Annotated in this window: 18 protein-coding genes and 1 tRNA gene; 8 read left to right on the forward strand and 11 right to left on the reverse strand. The window is 68.1% G+C overall.

Going from position 1 to position 16,252, the window contains the following annotated elements; translation table 11 throughout:
- Positions 1-111: 111 nt before the first annotated feature.
- From AMYNI_RS0125445 to AMYNI_RS0125460, 4 genes are all read left to right on the forward strand, one after another.
- Positions 112-906 carry a TIGR03084 family metal-binding protein gene (locus AMYNI_RS0125445; RefSeq protein WP_026360912.1) on the forward strand — a complete coding sequence of 265 codons (795 nt, stop codon included), beginning with the start codon at positions 112-114 and terminating at the stop codon, positions 904-906.
- Between the two features lie 46 nt (positions 907-952).
- Positions 953-2,503, forward strand: a complete 1,551-nt coding sequence (locus AMYNI_RS0125450) for a 4-hydroxyphenylacetate 3-hydroxylase N-terminal domain-containing protein (protein ID WP_020670894.1) — start codon at positions 953-955, stop codon at positions 2,501-2,503.
- Between the two features lie 104 nt (positions 2,504-2,607).
- Entirely contained in the window at positions 2,608-3,789 is a 1,182-nt protein-coding gene (locus tag AMYNI_RS0125455) for an acyl-CoA dehydrogenase family protein (RefSeq protein WP_026360913.1), read from the forward strand.
- A gap of 18 nt (positions 3,790-3,807) precedes the next feature.
- Positions 3,808-4,248, forward strand: a complete 441-nt coding sequence (locus tag AMYNI_RS0125460) for an SgcJ/EcaC family oxidoreductase (RefSeq protein ID WP_020670896.1) — start codon at positions 3,808-3,810, stop codon at positions 4,246-4,248.
- A gap of 90 nt (positions 4,249-4,338) precedes the next feature.
- Here the strand turns inward: AMYNI_RS0125460 and AMYNI_RS0125465 are convergent, their stop codons facing one another.
- The 8 genes from AMYNI_RS0125465 to AMYNI_RS0125490 form a co-directional block, all read right to left on the reverse strand.
- The gene (locus AMYNI_RS0125465) at positions 4,339-4,752 is read right to left on the reverse strand and encodes a VOC family protein (RefSeq protein WP_020670897.1); all 414 of its coding nucleotides are present in this window, start codon (positions 4,750-4,752) and stop codon (positions 4,339-4,341) included.
- 266 nt (positions 4,753-5,018) lie between these two features.
- The gene (locus AMYNI_RS49245; protein WP_157357481.1) at positions 5,019-5,516 is read right to left on the reverse strand and encodes a DsbA family protein; all 498 of its coding nucleotides are present in this window, start codon (positions 5,514-5,516) and stop codon (positions 5,019-5,021) included.
- A 134-nt stretch (positions 5,517-5,650) separates the two neighbouring features.
- The gene (locus AMYNI_RS49250; RefSeq protein ID WP_157357482.1) at positions 5,651-6,118 is read right to left on the reverse strand and encodes a hypothetical protein; all 468 of its coding nucleotides are present in this window, start codon (positions 6,116-6,118) and stop codon (positions 5,651-5,653) included.
- 682 nt (positions 6,119-6,800) lie between these two features.
- The gene (locus AMYNI_RS0125470) at positions 6,801-7,640 is read right to left on the reverse strand and encodes a DUF4097 family beta strand repeat-containing protein (protein WP_020670898.1); all 840 of its coding nucleotides are present in this window, start codon (positions 7,638-7,640) and stop codon (positions 6,801-6,803) included.
- A 70-nt stretch (positions 7,641-7,710) separates the two neighbouring features.
- Positions 7,711-8,244 carry a hypothetical protein gene (locus AMYNI_RS0125475; protein ID WP_020670899.1) on the reverse strand — a complete coding sequence of 178 codons (534 nt, stop codon included), beginning with the start codon at positions 8,242-8,244 and terminating at the stop codon, positions 7,711-7,713.
- A gap of 55 nt (positions 8,245-8,299) precedes the next feature.
- A tRNA-Cys gene (locus AMYNI_RS0125480) sits at positions 8,300-8,373 on the reverse strand.
- Between the two features lie 376 nt (positions 8,374-8,749).
- Entirely contained in the window at positions 8,750-9,406 is a 657-nt protein-coding gene (locus AMYNI_RS0125485) for a response regulator transcription factor (RefSeq protein ID WP_020670900.1), read from the reverse strand.
- A 44-nt stretch (positions 9,407-9,450) separates the two neighbouring features.
- Positions 9,451-10,056 carry a TetR/AcrR family transcriptional regulator gene (locus AMYNI_RS0125490; protein ID WP_051116367.1) on the reverse strand — a complete coding sequence of 202 codons (606 nt, stop codon included), beginning with the start codon at positions 10,054-10,056 and terminating at the stop codon, positions 9,451-9,453.
- Between the two features lie 24 nt (positions 10,057-10,080).
- On the opposite strand from AMYNI_RS0125490, the gene AMYNI_RS0125495 reads away from it, so the two are divergent.
- Positions 10,081-10,557 (forward strand): SRPBCC family protein, encoded by a 477-nt coding sequence (locus AMYNI_RS0125495; protein ID WP_020670902.1) that lies wholly within the window; start codon positions 10,081-10,083, stop codon positions 10,555-10,557.
- A gap of 6 nt (positions 10,558-10,563) precedes the next feature.
- On the opposite strand, the gene AMYNI_RS0125500 is transcribed toward AMYNI_RS0125495, so the two are convergent.
- Positions 10,564-11,394 (reverse strand): poly(ethylene terephthalate) hydrolase family protein, encoded by an 831-nt coding sequence (locus tag AMYNI_RS0125500; RefSeq protein WP_245573995.1) that lies wholly within the window; start codon positions 11,392-11,394, stop codon positions 10,564-10,566.
- Between the two features lie 327 nt (positions 11,395-11,721).
- On the opposite strand from AMYNI_RS0125500, the gene AMYNI_RS0125505 reads away from it, so the two are divergent.
- Positions 11,722-13,224 (forward strand): alpha/beta hydrolase, encoded by a 1,503-nt coding sequence (locus AMYNI_RS0125505; RefSeq protein ID WP_026360915.1) that lies wholly within the window; start codon positions 11,722-11,724, stop codon positions 13,222-13,224.
- Positions 13,225-13,281: 57 nt separating this feature from the next.
- Here the strand turns inward: AMYNI_RS0125505 and AMYNI_RS0125510 are convergent, their stop codons facing one another.
- Positions 13,282-13,887 (reverse strand): TetR/AcrR family transcriptional regulator, encoded by a 606-nt coding sequence (locus tag AMYNI_RS0125510; protein WP_020670905.1) that lies wholly within the window; start codon positions 13,885-13,887, stop codon positions 13,282-13,284.
- 80 nt (positions 13,888-13,967) lie between these two features.
- On the opposite strand from AMYNI_RS0125510, the gene AMYNI_RS0125515 reads away from it, so the two are divergent.
- Both AMYNI_RS0125515 and AMYNI_RS0125520 read left to right on the forward strand, forming a co-directional pair.
- Positions 13,968-14,933, forward strand: a complete 966-nt coding sequence (locus AMYNI_RS0125515; protein ID WP_020670906.1) for an alpha/beta hydrolase — start codon at positions 13,968-13,970, stop codon at positions 14,931-14,933.
- 89 nt (positions 14,934-15,022) lie between these two features.
- Complete coding sequence (locus tag AMYNI_RS0125520; protein WP_020670907.1) at positions 15,023-15,340, forward strand: SH3 domain-containing protein; 318 nt, start codon at positions 15,023-15,025, stop codon at positions 15,338-15,340.
- A gap of 3 nt (positions 15,341-15,343) precedes the next feature.
- On the opposite strand, the gene AMYNI_RS0125525 is transcribed toward AMYNI_RS0125520, so the two are convergent.
- Entirely contained in the window at positions 15,344-16,192 is an 849-nt protein-coding gene (locus tag AMYNI_RS0125525; protein ID WP_020670908.1) for an aldo/keto reductase, read from the reverse strand.
- Positions 16,193-16,252: the final 60 nt, after the last annotated feature.

Genomic DNA, 16,252 nt, shown 5'->3' on the forward strand with positions numbered 1-16,252 from the left:
TTTCCTCCCTGCCCGCGCACGGTCGGTACAGCCAGGAAGAAGAAGACCCCGGCCCGTCCCGCCGCGATGATCGGGGGTGCAGATCCGCCACGCCGGTGAGAGGACAGACGGGTGAAGGACTTACGAGACGTGATCGCCGACCTCAGCTCGGAAGCCGCGGAGGTAGACGCGCTGGTCGCCGGAATCGGCGACCAGCGCTGGGAGCTGCCGACGCCCGCGCCCGGCTGGACCGTGCGGCACCAGATCGGCCACCTGTCGTTCATCTTCCGAATCGCCGGCATGGCCGCCGCCGAGCCCGCGGCCTTCGTCGAGATGACGAAATCGCTGACCGGCGGTTTCGACGCCGCGGTGAACGCCGCGTTGGCGGAGTACCTCGACTATCCGCCGGAGGCGCTGCTGACCCGCTGGCGTGCCGAACGGGACGCCGGGATCAAGGCGCTCGCCGCGGTACCGGCCGACCAGCTCGTGCCGTGGCTGGTCAACCCGCTGCCGCCGGCGGTGCTGGCGAGCGCCGGGATGATGGAGCTCTTCGCGCACGGGCAGGACGTGGCGGACGCGCTCGGCGTGCGGCGCACCCGCACCGACCGGATCGGGCACCTCGTCGGCTTCGCCGTGCGGGTAAGGGATTTCGGTTACGAGGCAAGGGGCCTGACCCCGCCGGACGAGGAGTTCCGGTTCGAGATCACCGCGCCATCGGGTGCTTTGTGGACATTCGGTCCGGTGGAGGCGGAGCAGCGGGTCACCGGCAGCGCCGAGGACTTCTGCCTGCTGGTCACCAGGCGGCGGCACCGCGACGATCTCGATGTGCGCGCCGAGGGCGCCAACGCCGACCGCTGGCTCGACCTCGCCCAGGCCTACCGCGGCCCGGCAGGCCAGGGCAGGACGGCCGGCCAGTTCGGCCGTTAGCGAGCAGGGGCCAGCGGAAGCTGAACGAGCAGAGAGAAGACGCCTGATGACTGACAGGCCGCAAACGCGTCCCTTCACCGGTGACGAGTACATCGAAAGCCTGCGTGACGACCGCGAGGTCTACCTGTACGGCGACCGGGTCAAGGACGTCACGTCGCACCCGGCTTTCCGCAACCCGGCCAGGATGGTCGCCAGGCTCTACGACGCGCTGCACGATCCGGCGCAGCGCGGGGTGCTCACCGCGCCGACCGACACCGGAAGCGACGGGTACACCCACAAGTTCTTCACCACCTCGCGCACGGTGGACGATCTCGTCGCCGACCAGAAGTCCATCGCGGCATGGGCGCGGATGAGCTACGGCTGGATGGGGCGCAGTCCCGACTACAAGGCCTCGTTCCTCGGCACGCTCGGCGCGAACGCCGAGTTCTACAAGCCGTTCGAGGACAACGCCCGGCACTGGTACAAGGTCTCGCAGGAGAAGGTGCTGTACTGGAACCACGCGATCGTGCACCCGCCGGTGGACCGGGACCGGCCGCCGGACGAGGTCGCCGATGTCTTCGTGCACGTGGAGAAGGAGACCGACAGCGGGCTGGTGGTCAGCGGAGCCAAGGTGGTGGCCACCGGGTCGGCGCTGACCCACTACAACTTCATCGCGCACTACGGCCTGCCGATCAAGGACAAGAAGTTCGCGTTGGTGGCCACGGTGCCGATGGGCGCACCGGGACTGAAGCTGATCTGCCGCCCGTCCTACAGCGCCGCCGCCGCGGTGATGGGCAGCCCGTTCGACTACCCGCTCTCGTCGCGGCTGGACGAGAACGACACGATTCTGGTGCTGGACAAGGTACTCATCCCGTGGGAGAACGTGTTCATCTACGGGAACGTGGGAAAGGTCCAGCTCTTCACCGGGCACTCCGGGTTCCCGGAGCGGTTCACCTTTCACGGCTGCACCCGGCTGGCGGTGAAACTGGAGTTCATCGCTGGCCTGCTGGCGAAGGCGCTGGAGATCACCGGCACCGGCGGCTTCCGCGGGGTGCAGAGCAGACTCGGCGAGGTGCTCGCCTGGCGGAACCTGTTCTGGGGGCTGTCCGACGCCGCCGCGCGGAACCCGTCGGACTGGGTCAACGGCGCGCTGCTGCCCAACGGCGACTACGGGATGGCCTACCGGTGGTTCATGCAGCTCGGATACCCGCGGATCAAGGAGATCATCGAACAGGACGTGGCCAGCGGCCTGATCTACGTCAACTCCTCGGCGGAGGACTTCAAGAATCCGGAGGTCCGGCCCTATCTGGACAAGTACCTGCGCGGTTCGAACGGGCACGACTCGGTCGCCCGGGTCAAGCTGATGAAACTGCTGTGGGACGCGGTCGGCACCGAGTTCGGCGGCCGCCACGAGCTGTACGAGCGCAACTACGCCGGCAACCACGAGAACACCAGGGTGGAACTGCTCTCCAGCCAGGTGGCCAGCGGCCAGGTGGACAAGTACAAGGCCTTTGTGGACGAATGCCTCGGCGAGTACGACCTGGACGGCTGGACGGTGCCGGACCTGTCCTCCTTCGACGACCTCCGGCGGGTCCGCCACAGCGTGCTCGACCAGTGAGCGTTGCCGTGAGCGGCAAAGCAGAAGACGCCCGGCGCGGACACCACCGGAGAAAATTGCGGTAGCGGATTCTTTCCCGTCCGAACATCTCTTAGGAGGAAACAGTGGCGACAACCGATGTTCCGACCCGGGAGGAGCTTGTTCGCCGCGCGTCCGGACTGCGGCCCGTGCTGCAGAAACACGCGAACTGGGCGGAGGAGAACCGCCGGGTCCACGACGATTCGATAGCGGCGCTGGCCGAAGCGGGTTTCTTCAAGCTGCGCGTGCCCACCCGCTACGGCGGCTACGAGTCCGACACCCGCACGCTGGTCGACGTCGCCACCGAGCTCGGCAAGGCCGACGGCTCGACCGCGTGGACCGCGTCGGTCTACTGGATTCCCACCTGGATGGCCTGCCTGTTCCCGGACGAGGTCCAGGACGAGGTGTTCGCCACCCCGGACGTGCGGGTGTGCGGCACGCTGAGCCCCACCGCGATGGCGGCTCCGGCGGACGGCGGCATCGTGGTCAACGGGCAGTGGGGGTTCATCAGCGGCGCGCACCACGCGCACTGGCAGGAGATCATCGCGGTGCTGGTCGGCCAGGACAGCGAGCCCGCGCCGGTGATGGCACTGGTCCCGATGTCGGAGCTGGAGGTCGTGGACGACTGGTACACCACGGGTCTGTCCGGCACCGGCAGCGTGAGCACGGTCGCGAAGGATCTGTTCGTGCCGGCCGAACGGGTGCTCCCGCTTGGCGCGGTGCTGCAGGGGCAGTACGCCTCGAAGCTGAACGCGGACGCGCCGATTTACCGCACACCACTGCTGCCGGTCGCCTCCGCCTCCTCGGTCGGCACCGTGCTGGGCCTGGCACACGCGGCCAAGGAGGTGTTCCTCGAGCGGCTGCCCGGCCGCAAGATCACCTACACCAACTACCAGAGCCAGGCCGAGGCGCCGCTGACCCATCTGCAGGTGGCCGAGGCGACGCTGAAGATCGACCAGGCGGGTTTCCACGCGCATCGCCTTGCCACCCTGGTCGACACCAAGGGCGACGAGGGCGCGGGGTGGACCCTCCAGGAACGCGCGCAGGCCCGCGCCGACCTCGGTGCGGTGTGCCGGCTGGCGAAGGAGTCCGTGGACATCTTCAACACCGCCAGCGGTGGCTCGTCGATCTACCGCGACATGGCCATCCAGCGGATCCAGCGCGACGTGCAGGCGGTGAACCTGCACGCCTTGATGCACCCCGACACCAACAGCGAGCTGTACGGTCGCGTCCTTTGCGGACTCGAGCCCAACACGCTCTACATCTGAGGCAACGGAGGACCGAACATGACCGTGACCACCTCGACCACCGTCGGCATCATCACCACCACCCCCTCCGCGGGCGACCAGGCCGCAGTGGCGTCCATCCCGCGCCGGGTCATCGCGGCATGGGCGGCGCACGATGCCAACGCCTTCGCCGAACTGTTCACCGAGAACGGCAGCATGATCCTGCCCGGCCAGTTCCAGAAGGGCCGTGCGGAGATCCGTGCGTTCATGACGGCCGCGTTCGCCGGGCCGTACCGCGACACCCGGGTGACCGGCTCGCCGGTCAGCGTCGAGTTCTTCAGCGACGAGGCCGGTGTGCTGATCACCGAGGGTGGTGTGCTGCATCCCGGTGAGACCGAGGTGGCGGGCGAGCGGGCGATCCGCGCCTCCTGGGTGGTCGTCAAGGTAGGCGGCCAGTGGCTGCTGGCCGCCTACCAGAACAGTCCACGCGGACAGCACTGACGCTGAGTCCGCATCCCGACGGCCGGCGGCGGCCCCACTCACCCCCTTGAGCGTGGGCCCGCCGCCGGTCTCTTCCGGTTGTCCGGTCGGTCAGGACTCCGGTGTGCTGATGTTGACCATCCAGGACACGCCGAACCGGTCCACGCAGGCGCCGAACTCGTCGCCCCACATCTGCTTCTCCAACGGAACCGTCACGGTGCCGTGGTCGGACAGCTTCGCCCAGTAGCCGTGCAGCTCGGCGGAGTCGTCACCGCTGAGGCACACCGACATGTTGTCCCCGGGGTTGTGGTCCATTCCCGGCGGCACGTCGCCGCACATCAGGGTGAAACCGTTGCCGGTCTCGAGCATCCCGTGCATGATCTGGTCGGCTTCGGGGGCGTCCTTCATGCCGAACTCGCCGAAAGTGCTCAGCGCCAGGGTGCCGTCGAAGACGTCCCGGTAGAAGTCCATGGCCTGCCGCGCGTCGCCGGCGAAGCTGATGTAGGGGTTCAGACGAGAGGCCATGATGGGCTCCTTCGGTCGGGAGAGGCAGCATCTTCGCAGATCAACGGGGTCCCGACAACAGGCGAACGACCCGGTGTCAGGCTTCGCCGAAAGTCGCGGTGTAGCAACATCCACATCACCATTGCGGGAGGTCCTGCCCGTAGTCGAATGTGTCGATCCACAATGGCTGTCTGCACCGGGGACAACGCGCATGCGGACCGTTGTAGGCACAGTCCTCGCAGCAGGTACGTCGTCCAGCCCGACCCGGATTGCATCGCACGACAAGCTCACTGCGAGAGGCTGGCGCCCAGCACAGTGAGATGATCATCTGGTGGCACAGTGGTGCCGTCAATGACGACGGTCGGGGTTGCAAGTATTCGCGGCGGAGAAATCGACCGCAAGTGCTCAATATTTCGATCAAGAACTTCTTGACCGGTGTTGAGAGACAGCAGTTCTCTAGCGAGCCCCTGCTGTATGCCGCAAGAAAGCAGTGCGGAGATTATACGTTCATCGGAGTACAATTCGGCGGCCCCGAGCTGTGGCGGTTGTTCGAGCAGGAGGCCGCGCCGGACGGCCATCATGGACTTCCGCGCTCTCGCGTTGATGACGAGGCGAGCGCATCGAGTCGAGTACATGGCGGGACGCGAGAAGCTATCAAATATGGCGACCGGATATATGGCGATTTCAGAGGGCTCCTGTTCGGCCATGCGCATGAAGCGTTCACCGAAGCTGATTTCCAAATGTGCACTGTGGGGGCACAGGTAGTCTTCGAATACCTCGATCACGCCGACCGCCTCCTAGTGCACGTTGCGCTAGGAATGCTAGCGCAGCACTCCTTGGGTCGCCACCGGTGGACCGCTGCGTCGTGCGATGACGTGACTGGACGAGTTTCCGGCCAGTCACGTCATGCGTTCACTTTTTAGTAGATTTCAATCAAACAAATGTGCAGATTGTTGAGGTAGCTTCCTTCCCATTTTTGGAACCCGTACATGACACACTGGGTGGCGGACTCGTAGAAGAAGGCGCCAGCGTTGTTTCCGGAACTGTACGACTGGACCGCCTTCAATCCGGCATTCGTCGTCACGCCAGCATCGGCGTAGCATACGTCACCCTGATAAGTGTCGGTGAACTTTAAAAAGTCGTCACGGCCGTCACAGGGGACTTCATTGATTGGGGGCTTGGCCTGCGCGCGAAGCTTGACCGGGTTCCCCTGTGGATCAACAAGAGGCTTATCCGGTCCGCCGAACTGTGCCGCACTGACGAAGTCTCCTACATTTTCTGTCACTGCAGTCTGGGCAGGCTTCGCCTGCGCCGCAGGCGATATGGTAAGAGTTAGAATCAAGGAAAGAAGGCATGCAACAATCGCACTTCTTTTTCTTGTGGTCATGACAAGGTACTCCCCTTATTGGCATGCGTCGATGCCATAGAATGCGCATAAAAGAACCGCGAAAATGCCAGGATGCTCAGTTAGATAAATGTTCACTGCCGTTGTGTGGCGGCGGTAGAAATGAACACCATGGCTTCCGTTACGAGCAACCCCCTCGGCTACTGGCTCGGTTCGGTGACCAGGCTGGCACAGTGCTGCCAGCCGCGGTATACGCCATTTGAGGGAATCACCAACGCGCAACGTAGGTGGTTGAAAATTGACTTAAGTTGTGCGGAAGGTGCGGCGCACGTTGGTCTGGACACGTCCGCGGCGTCCGATCCGGCGCTGCGCAGGTTGGCGCAAGTGCGCGGTCAGCACGCGCGACGAATCGGGGACAAGGCCATAACCGGCGGCAGGTGGGGAGCCCGAGCTTCCGAAGCACCGTGAACGGTGTGAACGAGTCCGGGGAGGTGCCGTACTCGTAGTCCGGCTCGCCGTCGGAGGTCAGTGCCCGCTCCTCGCTGTCCTCCAGCGTGGCCCCGGCGGAAGACCACCAGTTTCCGTCCGGCGACGGGACTTCCAGGAAATCACCGGAGCCGCCGGGAGCGGTCTTCGGACAGGAGCAGGTGTCCCGGTCGTGGTCGAACGCCGCCTCCTGGCTGCACCGCCGTCGATCCACTGTGGACTGACCTAAGACGGGTGGTCAGGAACGGTGGATCACGATGTCGCCGAACGAGGTGCGGGCGCGTACCTCGACCGTTTCGGCTGCCTGCTCGGGATTGCCGGAGGAATCCATGGTGTTGTGCACGGTGCCGAGCTGGGTGCTCAGGTCGAGCCAGGCCGCGGTGCCTTCGCGGATACCGACCTCGAGCTCGCCGACCGCGGTGCCGAGCACCACCGAGCCGCGCACCACCTCGCCGATCCGGATGCTGCCGTTGGCGGTCTTGGCCCCGACCGTGGCCTGCGCGCTGTCGACCGAGATGTCGCCGTTCGCCGTGCTCAGCCTCAGGTCGCGGGTGACCTCGCCGACCCAGGTGTGGCCGTTGGAGTTCTTGACCACAGCGGTGCCGTCGATCGCGCGGATGCGCACGGCGCCGGTCCCGGTGGTGACCTCCGCGTGGCCGGCCACGCGGTCCACCGTGACGTCACCGGCGGCGGTGTGCACGTACAACGGGCCGGTCTCCTCGACCGTGACGTCGCCGGCCGACGTCTTGAACCGGCATTCGCCGAACGTGCCGTCGCAGTGGAACGCCGCCACCGCCGCGTTGCCGCGCAGCTGCGAGCCCGACGGCAGCTCGATCCGCACGTCCACCGACCCCGCCCTGCCGAAAAGGCTGCGCTGCTTGGGCATCTTGACCAGCAGCTTGCCGCTCGCGTACTCGACGCGGGTCTGCCTCGTGGCCTTCACGTCGGCGTCGTTGAAGTCGTCGGTCGGGCGCACCTCGACCACGGTGTCGGAGCGCTCGCTCGCGGTGATCCTGGCGTCGCCGACGGAGAGTTCGAGCGTGACGAAGATGGGTTCCGGGGTGTCGAAAGTGGGCATGGTGGTCCCCTCGGGATGGGTCGGATCGGTGTCCCGCCGGTGGGCGAGTGGTGTCGGACGCCGGGCTCGGCTAGCGCACCCAGCCGGTGTAGCGCTCGCCGATCCGTGGGGCGCGGCGTTCGGTGCGGTGGCCGCGGTCGCCGGTGTCCAAGGTGGCGGCCACGGCACGGACGAGCCAGGCGTTGACCGAGAGGCCTTCCCGGCCGGCGGCCTCCTCGACCCGGCCCTTGAGGTGGTCGGGCAGGCGGAAGTTGATCCGCGAGGTGGTGCCCTCGTCGGCGTTCACCGGCGGCGGGGGCTGGGCGGCCCTTGGTGCGGCGTCGAAACCACCTTCGGCCGCGTCCTCGAACGACTGCTCGGCAGGCGGTGGCGTCACCACGAAGCCGGGGTCGAGCCCGCGCAGGCGCAGGTCGACCGAACCCGGCGCGAGGTCGCGGGTGATCTCGTCCGCGGCGGCGGACAGCGCGTTCAGCAGGGTGAGGCGGGCGGCCGACTCCAGCGGGGCGGTGAGGCGCTCGGCCAGCGCCCTGGCGTCATCCCCGCCGGCGTCGGCGGCCACCGCGAGCTCGCGGCGCAGGTTGTCGACGTACGGCGTCAGGTCCATGGCATCACTATGGCACCATGATGGCGCCATGGCAAATCCGGGGGTGTTTCCGGGTTGGAGGCCAAGACCGGATTCGAACCGGCGTAGACCGCTTTGCAGGCGGCTCCCTAACCACTCGGGCACTCGGCCGTACCGTCAAAACAATGACAGGTAAAAGGTGTGGAAATCATTTCCGGGCAGCGTGAAACGAAGAAGCCGCCCGGATCGGTCATCCCGATGGGCGGCTCGCTGTCATGACCGGAGAACGGTCACGGCGGTGAGCCGCTGAAGCACGGACACAGCCCGGATACGCTGCTGGCACAACAACAGCGACCGTACCGCGGGCAGCAGAGACCGGCGCGACACTCGCGTCCCGTCTCGCTTGCCCGCGTGCTGGTCGACATGATGTGCCTTTCTGTGCGCCGTTGTCATCCACTATGTCGTGGCGACCGGTATTCGTCAATGGCGCGCCGGCGTAAAGCATTTCCCGCGGGCATATTTCCCACTCATTGGGCGGCCGGGCCGGTCACGGCCGGATCCGGTACCCGGCGCCGGTCACGGTCTCGATCACCGGTGGTTCGCCGAGCTTGCGGCGCAGCGTGCCGACGGTGATCCGGACCGCGTTGGTGAACGGGTCGGCGTGCTCGTCCCAGACCTTGTCCAGCAGCGTTTCCGCGCTGACCACGTCACCGCCGGCGGCCAGCAGCCGTTCGAGCACGCCGAACTCCTTGGGCGTCAGCCGCAGCAGCAGGCCGCCGCGCTCGGCGGTGCGCCGCGCCGGGTCGAGCACCACGTCGGCGGCGCGCAGCACCGGGGGCCGGGCGGGTGCGCTGCGCCGGACCAGCGCCCGCACCCTGGCGACCAGTTCGGAGAACGCGAACGGCTTGCCGAGGTAGTCGTCGGCGCCGAGGGTGAGCCCGTCCACCCGGTCCTCGACGGTGCCGGACGCGGTGAGCATCAGCACCCGCGCCGTGCCCTCCCGCGCGAGCTGCCGGCACACCGCGTCCCCGTGCACCTCGGGCAGGTCCCGGTCGAGTACCACCACGTCGTAGGGCGTGAGCCCGCACTTGTCCAGTGCGGTCCGGCCGTCCAGTGCGACGTCCACGGCGAACCCGTGCTTGCGCAGCCCGGCCGCGATGTACCCGGCCAGCGGCTGCTCGTCCTCGACCAGCAACACCCGCATCCCGGCAGCGTTCCAGGCGCCGCATATGGATCTCGTATGGGCGTTCAGGGCTCTATGCCGAGGGTGACCACCGCGTGCTCGGTCCACGCCGCGAGGTATGCCTCCTCCGGCACATCGCCCGGGGTGTGGCCGACCAGGGCGCCGAGGATCCGGTAGTAGGTCAGGGAAGCGAAGAGTACGGCGGCGGTCGCCTTCGGGTCGGCGACGGTCATGCGTCCCTGATCGACGCCGGCCCGGATCCATTCCGTCGCCGCGACGTAGATCCCGCCGAGCACGGTGTCCCACATCTGCTCCAGCAGCTCGGGAAAGCGGTCGAGCTCGCGGAAGACGATCCGCAGCGCGTCGTGGTCGCGTGCCATGCCGTCCCAGACGATGCGCCCGATCAGCGGCAGCGCGGCACGAGGGTCCTCGGGCAGCTCCTGTGCCTGCCGGCCGCCTTCGGTGATCGTCGAAAGGTGCTGCCGGATTATCTCGTCGAGCAGTGCCTTCTTCGAGGGGAAGTGCTTGTACAGCGCGCCGGAGCCGCCGGTCAGCCCGCAGGCCTGCTGGATGTCGGCGATCGAGGTCGCGGCGTAACCGTTGCTCCCGAACAGCTTTGTCGCTTCGTCGACGATGCGCTGCCTGGTCACGCCCGGGGTTGTCCTGGCCATAGTGAGAGAGTACTCTCTTTCATTATGATCGAGGTTCAGGTGACCGAGACGATCGAATGCACGGCGGACGAACTGCTCGAGTTCGTGATGGATCCCGAGCGCTACACCGAGGTCGACAGCAAGATCGGCCCGATCGACTGGGTGCGGCGCGAAGGGACCACCACGGAGTTCCGCTTCCGGGGCGTGCTTCCCGGCCTGCCTGGCCCGGCGCCGAAAATGGTGTCGCGGATGAGCCTCACTCCCGGCGAGCGGGTGGACGTGCGACTCCCGCCCATTCCGGCGAACCGGCTGGCCAACCTGGTGTCCGACTTCTCCGCGAGCTGGGTGTGCGTGCCCAGCGACGGCCCGGTCGGCGGCACCACGGTGACCAGGACGGTGCGGTGCGGGTTCAGGCCGCCGGTCAAATGGGTGGCCGAGCCCATCCTGCGCCGGACCCTGCGGCCCGACGTCGAGGACGAGATCCGTCAGGCCAAGGCGCACCTGGAGTCCGCCGGGAACTGAGACCGGTCAGGCGCGGGGTGGCTCGGTGGCCTTGGCGTTGCGCTCGAACCTCGACCACGCCGGTGAGTCGCAGTTGCCGCAGCCGTCGCCGAAGAATTCGCCACGCGCCAGCTCGTCGCCCATCAGGTGGAAGCGGAACCACGCGGTGATCGGCCCGCGGAATCCGCCGCCGTCGCCGACGGGGGTGAAGTGGCTCGCGCCGGCCAGCTCGCCGAACACGGCGGGGACCTGCGTCGACTGCTGGTAGCGGGGATAGACGAGCAGGTTCGGCAGCACGACCAGGTCGAGCTGGCCGGCCAGCCAGAACACCGGGCCGTGCAGTGCTTCCACCGATCCCTGCGGACCCGGCTCGATCGGCACCACGGTGTCCACCCTCGGGTCCGCGCCCGAGGCGACCGCGCCACCGCCGCCCTGCGAATGCCCCGTCGCGCCGACGTGCTCCAGGTCGACCTTGTCGTGGAAAACGCTGCCCGCCGAGCCGTTCTGCTGGGTCAGGTAGTCGATTCCGGCGCGCATTTCCGTGCCGGACCCGGACCAGGCGGTGTTCGCGGCGGCCACGATGAAGCCGTGTGAAGCGAAGTGCCGCAGCATCGGCTCGTAGACCGACACGCTGGCGCCGGTCCCGTTGCCCCAGACGAGCACCGGATGCCGGCCGCAGCCGCCGAGCTCGCTGGGCCGGTAGATCGTGTGCTCCGTCCCGCCCGCTTCGGCGGTCACCGCGAACGGTCCTGGGGCCGCCCAGTTCTTGCCGACCGACGGGCAGCCCGCCGACGGCTCGGCCGCGTGCGCCGCCGGCACCAGGGCGAGGGACAGGAGGGAACCGAGGATCAGACTCACCGAGCGACGCTTCATTGCGACAGAGCTCCGTTCTCCACGAACCGGGGTCTACCGACCTTGCTCTCCGCGATCAGCCGTGCGCAATGGGTTCGTGGACAAGATATGCCGGGTGTCGCTGTGACCGGTCACAACCGCCATTCGCCGCGGACGAGGTGTAGCCAGTGCCACCGGTGTCCTGGGGGCCGCCCGACCCGCGGTCGGGGTGCTGCGGGCATAGGCGCGGACGGCCGTCGTTCGTAGTCTCGTGAACACCAGGGGCCAGTTGGCCAATTTCCACTTACGGCAGTCCACTTGCGACAGTCTATTTAAGACAGCGAGGAACCGATGATGAAACGCGTGACCGCATTACTGGCCGTCGCGGCGGCCGGGGCCAGCCTGCTGGCCGGAACCGGCCTCGCCGGTGCGGAAACCGCCCAGCGCGGCGGCCTGGACCGGTTCTACCACCAGCGCCTGGACTGGAAGGCCTGTGGCGACAAGGCACTGGACGAGGCGGGCGCCCAGTGCGCGGACGTCAAGGTGCCGCTGAACTACGCCCAGCCCCACGGCCGCACCAGCACCGTGGCGATCTCCCGGCTGAAGGCCACCAGCACGGAGCAGCGACGCGGGATCATGTTGTCCAACCCCGGCGGTCCAGGCGGCCCCGGGCTGGACATGATGCTCGGCGTCCGGGAGAAGATGACGGCCGACGTGACCTCCCGGTACGACCTGATCGGCATGGACCCGCGCGGCATCGGCCGGTCCGCCCCGGTCGACTGCGGCTGGCCGGTGGGCACCATGCTCCGGACGGCGGGCCTGGACCGCGCCGCGTTCGAGGCGACCGTCCGGCTGGAGGCGGATCTGGCCCGGCGGTGCGCGGTCACCGAAGGCGCCGACCTGCGCCACATCTCCACCCGCAACACCGCTAGGGACATGGACGTGATCCGCGGTGCACTCGGCGAACCGAAGATCAGCTACTTCGGCTGGTCCTACGGCACCTACCTCGGCTCGGTGTTCACCCAGTTGTTCCCGCAGCGCAGCGACCGGATCGTGCTGGACAGCGCGGTCGATCCGAAGCGGTACGGCGTTGGCATGATGCAGGACATGGGCGAGCCGAACGAGGCCGCCCTCGACGACTGGGCGAACTGGACCGCGGCCCGCGACGCCGAGTACCACCTCGGCACCACCGGCGAGCAGGTGCGGGCGCTGACCGAAGACCTGATCCGCCGGGCCGCGCGGCAGCCGATCCGGATCGGCGACTACCAGGTGGACCAGCACGTGCTGCCGATGGTGCTGTTCAACCCGCTGGCCGACGCGCGGCAGAACGCCACCCTGGCCGGCAGCGTGCGGCAGCTCGTCGACGCCGCCGATGGCAAGGTCGTACAGCCCAACCCGGCCCTGGAGGGCGACCTGCGGTTCGTGTACAAGCCGACGCCGGACATGCAGAACTCCGGGCAGGCGGCCGTGATGTGCGGCGACGTCGCCGCGCCGCGCGACCCGGAGTGGTACTGGCGCAACATCCAGCGCAGCCGCGCCACCCAGCCCGCCTTCGGCTCCTTCGCCAACAACATCCTGCCGTGCTCCTTCTGGGCACGACCCGCCGAAGAGCCGACCACCGTGCGCAACCCGGTTCCCGCGCTGATCGTGCAGGCCACCGGCGACACCCGCACCCCCTACGGCAGCGGTGTGGGGTTGCACCAGGCGATGACCGGCTCCCGGCTGGTCACCCTGCAGGACGTCCGCGTGCACGCGGTGTTCGGCAACTACCCGAACACCTGCGCGGAGAACACCGTCAACACCTATTTCCGCGACGGCACCCTGCCCGCCACCGACACCACCTGCCACGACGACTGACACCGCCGTACTGCTCGGGGTGGGCCGCGCACAGCCCGCCCCGAGCGCCGCCGATGGTCAGGTATCGCGGACCCACAGGTCGTCGAGCCGGGTGTGCAGCGTGGCGAGTGCGGAGTCGCGGGTGTGCCGGCCGAGCAGGATCTGGATGGTCAGCCCGTCGGCGAGGGCGATCAGGGTTTCGGTTTCGTGTTCGATGTCGAGGCCGGCCCGTATCTGGCCGTTGTCCTGCCCGGCTCTCAGCAGCACGGCGAGCAGTTCGGCCAGTCCCGCGCAGTGGCCGCGCTGGATGGCGGCCAGCGCCGGTGCGACGGCGGACTGGGCGGTGAAGGCGATCCATACCCGTGCCTCAACCAGTTCGTCGTCTTCGGCCGCGAGCATCGCGGCCAGGGTCTGCTCCAGCATGGTCGCGATCGAGTCCGGTCGCGGGGATCCGGCGATCCTCGCTCGCGCCTGCGCGCTGATCCGCTGGTTCACGTGCTCCTGGGCGAAAGCCAGCATGTCCTCCTTGGTGCTGAAGCACCGCTGGACGGCGCCCATCGAGACGCCTGCCTCCGTGGCCACCTCGCGCAGGCTCGCCCCCTCCAGGCCGCGGCGGCTGATCAGCGCGCACACCGCTTCCGCGATCCGCCGGCGCCTGCTGTCGTGATCCACCTTCCTCGGCATGTGCGCCAGCTTACCGATGCGTCTGCATCGGAACCTGCTAACGTTCCGATGCAGTCGCATCGAAAACGGAGGATGGCACGATGACCTCGCGGAAGAACACCGGACCGGCAAGGCGTGCGTTCGCCCGCCGGGGCTTCCTCGGCATGACCGCGCTCGCCGCGACCGGCTGTGCGGCGAGCGGAAAGCCGGAAACCCGGCAGCAGAGCCCGATCTTCGTGCTCGTGCACGGCGCCAACGGCAATGCGGGCTTTTTCGCTCCCACCCTTTCCGGCCTGGCATTGGCCGGATACCGCGCGCTGGCCGTCGATCTGCCCGGACACGGCCCGAACGGGCACTTCCCAGCTGGTTACCAGGCACCGCAGGACCTCGCCGCGCTGGCGGCCGAGCCGTCGCCGCTGGCGCGGATCACCCTGGCCGACAACGTCCGGCACGTGGTCGGCGTAGTCCGGCAGGCGGCCGCACACGGGCCGGTGATCCTGGTCGGCCACAGCATGGGCGGGGCCACCATCACCAGGGTCGCCAACGAGGTCCCCGACCTCATCGCGCGTCTGGTCTACTTCACCGCCTTCTGCTGCACACGGCTGCGAAGCGTCCTCGACTGCTTCATGATCCCTGAAGGAGCCGGGACGTTGCTGCCCGCTATTCCCAGCCTGGGGGACCCGCAGCGGACCGCGGTAGCCCGCACGAACTGGCGCTCGGCCGATCCCGCTTTCCTCGCGGACGCCAAGGCAGCGCTCGCCGCCGACTACGACGACGCGGCTTTCCTGGCCGCGCTCAACACCATGGAGCCCGACGAAGCCTGGGCGCTGACCACCGATGACGCTCGCGGCGATGCCGCCACCTGGGGACGTGTTCCGCGTAGCTACCTGCGCTGCACGCGGGACCGGGCGATCCCGCTCGCCCTTCAGGACCGGATGATCTCCGAAGCAGACGAGGTTACCCCGCACAACCGGTTCGACGTCCGTTCCCTGGACGCACCGCACCTCGGGCCGCGGGATCCGCGGCTGCTGGCCGAAACGCTTCGAACGCTCGTCGTGTCATCGTGATTTCATCACCGCTTGCTAGCGTCCGCCGCGAATTGATCACGCGGTAGCTCGGACAACACGGGCATCGCCTTGGAGAACATGGAGAACCGGTGCGCAAACTCGCCTCGAAGGTGACCTTGGTCAGCCTCACCGTCGCGCTGCTCGGCGGAACGTTCCTGTCCACGCAGGCGCAGGCGGACCAGCACGTGCTGGGAGTGCCCGGGCGTTTCATCGCCGACACCGACATCCTGGCGGCTCCCGACGGGCCGTTCGTCGGCAAGGGCTGGAACGGCCAGTCGGTCACGATCAACTGCCAGACGCCCGACCGCAACTGGTGGCACCTCAACGCCCCGGAAGCCGCCGGCTGGGTGTGGCAGGCCGGCCAGGTGCTGAAGGAGTGGGCCACCCCCGAGATCCCGGTCTGCTGACCCTCATCGCTTGACCGCTCCTCGGTCGGCGAGCGAGTCGAGGGCGGAGAAGTCCGAATCGGACAGTTCGAGGTCGGCGGCCGCCCGGTTCTGCTCCAGGTGCTCGCGCGAAGACGTGCCGGGGATCGGCAGCATGACCGGGCTGCGCCGCAGCAACCAGGCCAGCGCGACCTGCGCGCGGGTCGCGCCGAGCCCGGCCGCCACCGTGTCGACCAGGTCACCGCCAGAGCGGGTGGTCGGCGCGATCGGCAGCCACGGCAGGAAGGCGATGCCGCGGCGCTCGCAGTGGTCCAGCACCGGTTCCGAGCGCCGGTCCGTGAGGTTGTACCGGTTCTGCACGCTGGCGATGGCGGTGATCCGGCTCGCCTCGGCGAGCTGCTCGACGCTCACCTCGGAGAGCCCGACGTGCCGCACCTTGCCTTCTTCCTGCAAGCGCTTGAGGGCGCCGATCTGGTCGGGCAGCGGCACCGTCGGGTCGATCCGGTGCAGCTGGAACAGCTCGATCCGCTCCAGCCGCAGCCTGCGCAGGCTCAGCTCGCACTGCTGGCGCAGGTATTCCGGCCTGCCGAGGGGGACCCACGCGCCGCCGGGGCGGCACTGCCCGGCCTTGGTGGCGACCACGACGCCTTCCCAGTAGGGGTGCAGCGCTTCGGCGAGGAGCTCCTCGTTACCGCCGAGGTCGTAGGCGTCCGCGGTGTCGATCAAGGTGATGCCGAGTTCGACGGCGCGCCGGGCGATCGCGACGGACTCGGCGCGGCGCTGCGGGGTGTCGCCGTGCAGTCGCATGGCACCGAAGCCGAGCCGGTGTACCGGCAGGTCACCGCCGATGGTCAGGGTGTTCGGGGCGGGCACTGTTCCTCCTCGGGGTTCGTTCAGTCTCCACCCTCCAGCGCCGGTTCTGTTAAGACAAGC

The organism is Amycolatopsis nigrescens CSC17Ta-90 (assembly GCF_000384315.1).
Taxonomy (GTDB): Bacteria; Actinomycetota; Actinomycetes; order Mycobacteriales; family Pseudonocardiaceae; genus Amycolatopsis; species Amycolatopsis nigrescens.

What these genes read in the sequence shown, in the direction of transcription:
- AMYNI_RS0125510 (WP_020670905.1), bottom strand. Translation starts at nt 13,887, where the DNA reads ATGCCGAGGAAGGTGGATCACGACAGCAGGCGCCGGCGGATCGCGGAA.
- AMYNI_RS49250 (WP_157357482.1), bottom strand. Translation starts at nt 6,118, where the DNA reads ATGACCACAAGAAAAAGAAGTGCGATTGTTGCATGCCTTCTTTCCTTG.
- AMYNI_RS0125465 (WP_020670897.1), bottom strand. Translation starts at nt 4,752, where the DNA reads ATGGCCTCTCGTCTGAACCCCTACATCAGCTTCGCCGGCGACGCGCGG.
- AMYNI_RS0125470 (WP_020670898.1), bottom strand. Translation starts at nt 7,640, where the DNA reads ATGCCCACTTTCGACACCCCGGAACCCATCTTCGTCACGCTCGAACTC.
- AMYNI_RS0125505 (WP_026360915.1), top strand. Translation starts at nt 11,722, where the DNA reads ATGAAACGCGTGACCGCATTACTGGCCGTCGCGGCGGCCGGGGCCAGC.
- AMYNI_RS0125515 (WP_020670906.1), top strand. Translation starts at nt 13,968, where the DNA reads ATGACCTCGCGGAAGAACACCGGACCGGCAAGGCGTGCGTTCGCCCGC.
- AMYNI_RS0125495 (WP_020670902.1), top strand. Translation starts at nt 10,081, where the DNA reads ATGATCGAGGTTCAGGTGACCGAGACGATCGAATGCACGGCGGACGAA.
- AMYNI_RS0125475 (WP_020670899.1), bottom strand. Translation starts at nt 8,244, where the DNA reads ATGGACCTGACGCCGTACGTCGACAACCTGCGCCGCGAGCTCGCGGTG.
- AMYNI_RS0125450 (WP_020670894.1), top strand. Translation starts at nt 953, where the DNA reads ATGACTGACAGGCCGCAAACGCGTCCCTTCACCGGTGACGAGTACATC.
- AMYNI_RS0125460 (WP_020670896.1), top strand. Translation starts at nt 3,808, where the DNA reads ATGACCGTGACCACCTCGACCACCGTCGGCATCATCACCACCACCCCC.
- AMYNI_RS0125490 (WP_051116367.1), bottom strand. Translation starts at nt 10,056, where the DNA reads ATGGCCAGGACAACCCCGGGCGTGACCAGGCAGCGCATCGTCGACGAA.
- AMYNI_RS0125485 (WP_020670900.1), bottom strand. Translation starts at nt 9,406, where the DNA reads ATGCGGGTGTTGCTGGTCGAGGACGAGCAGCCGCTGGCCGGGTACATC.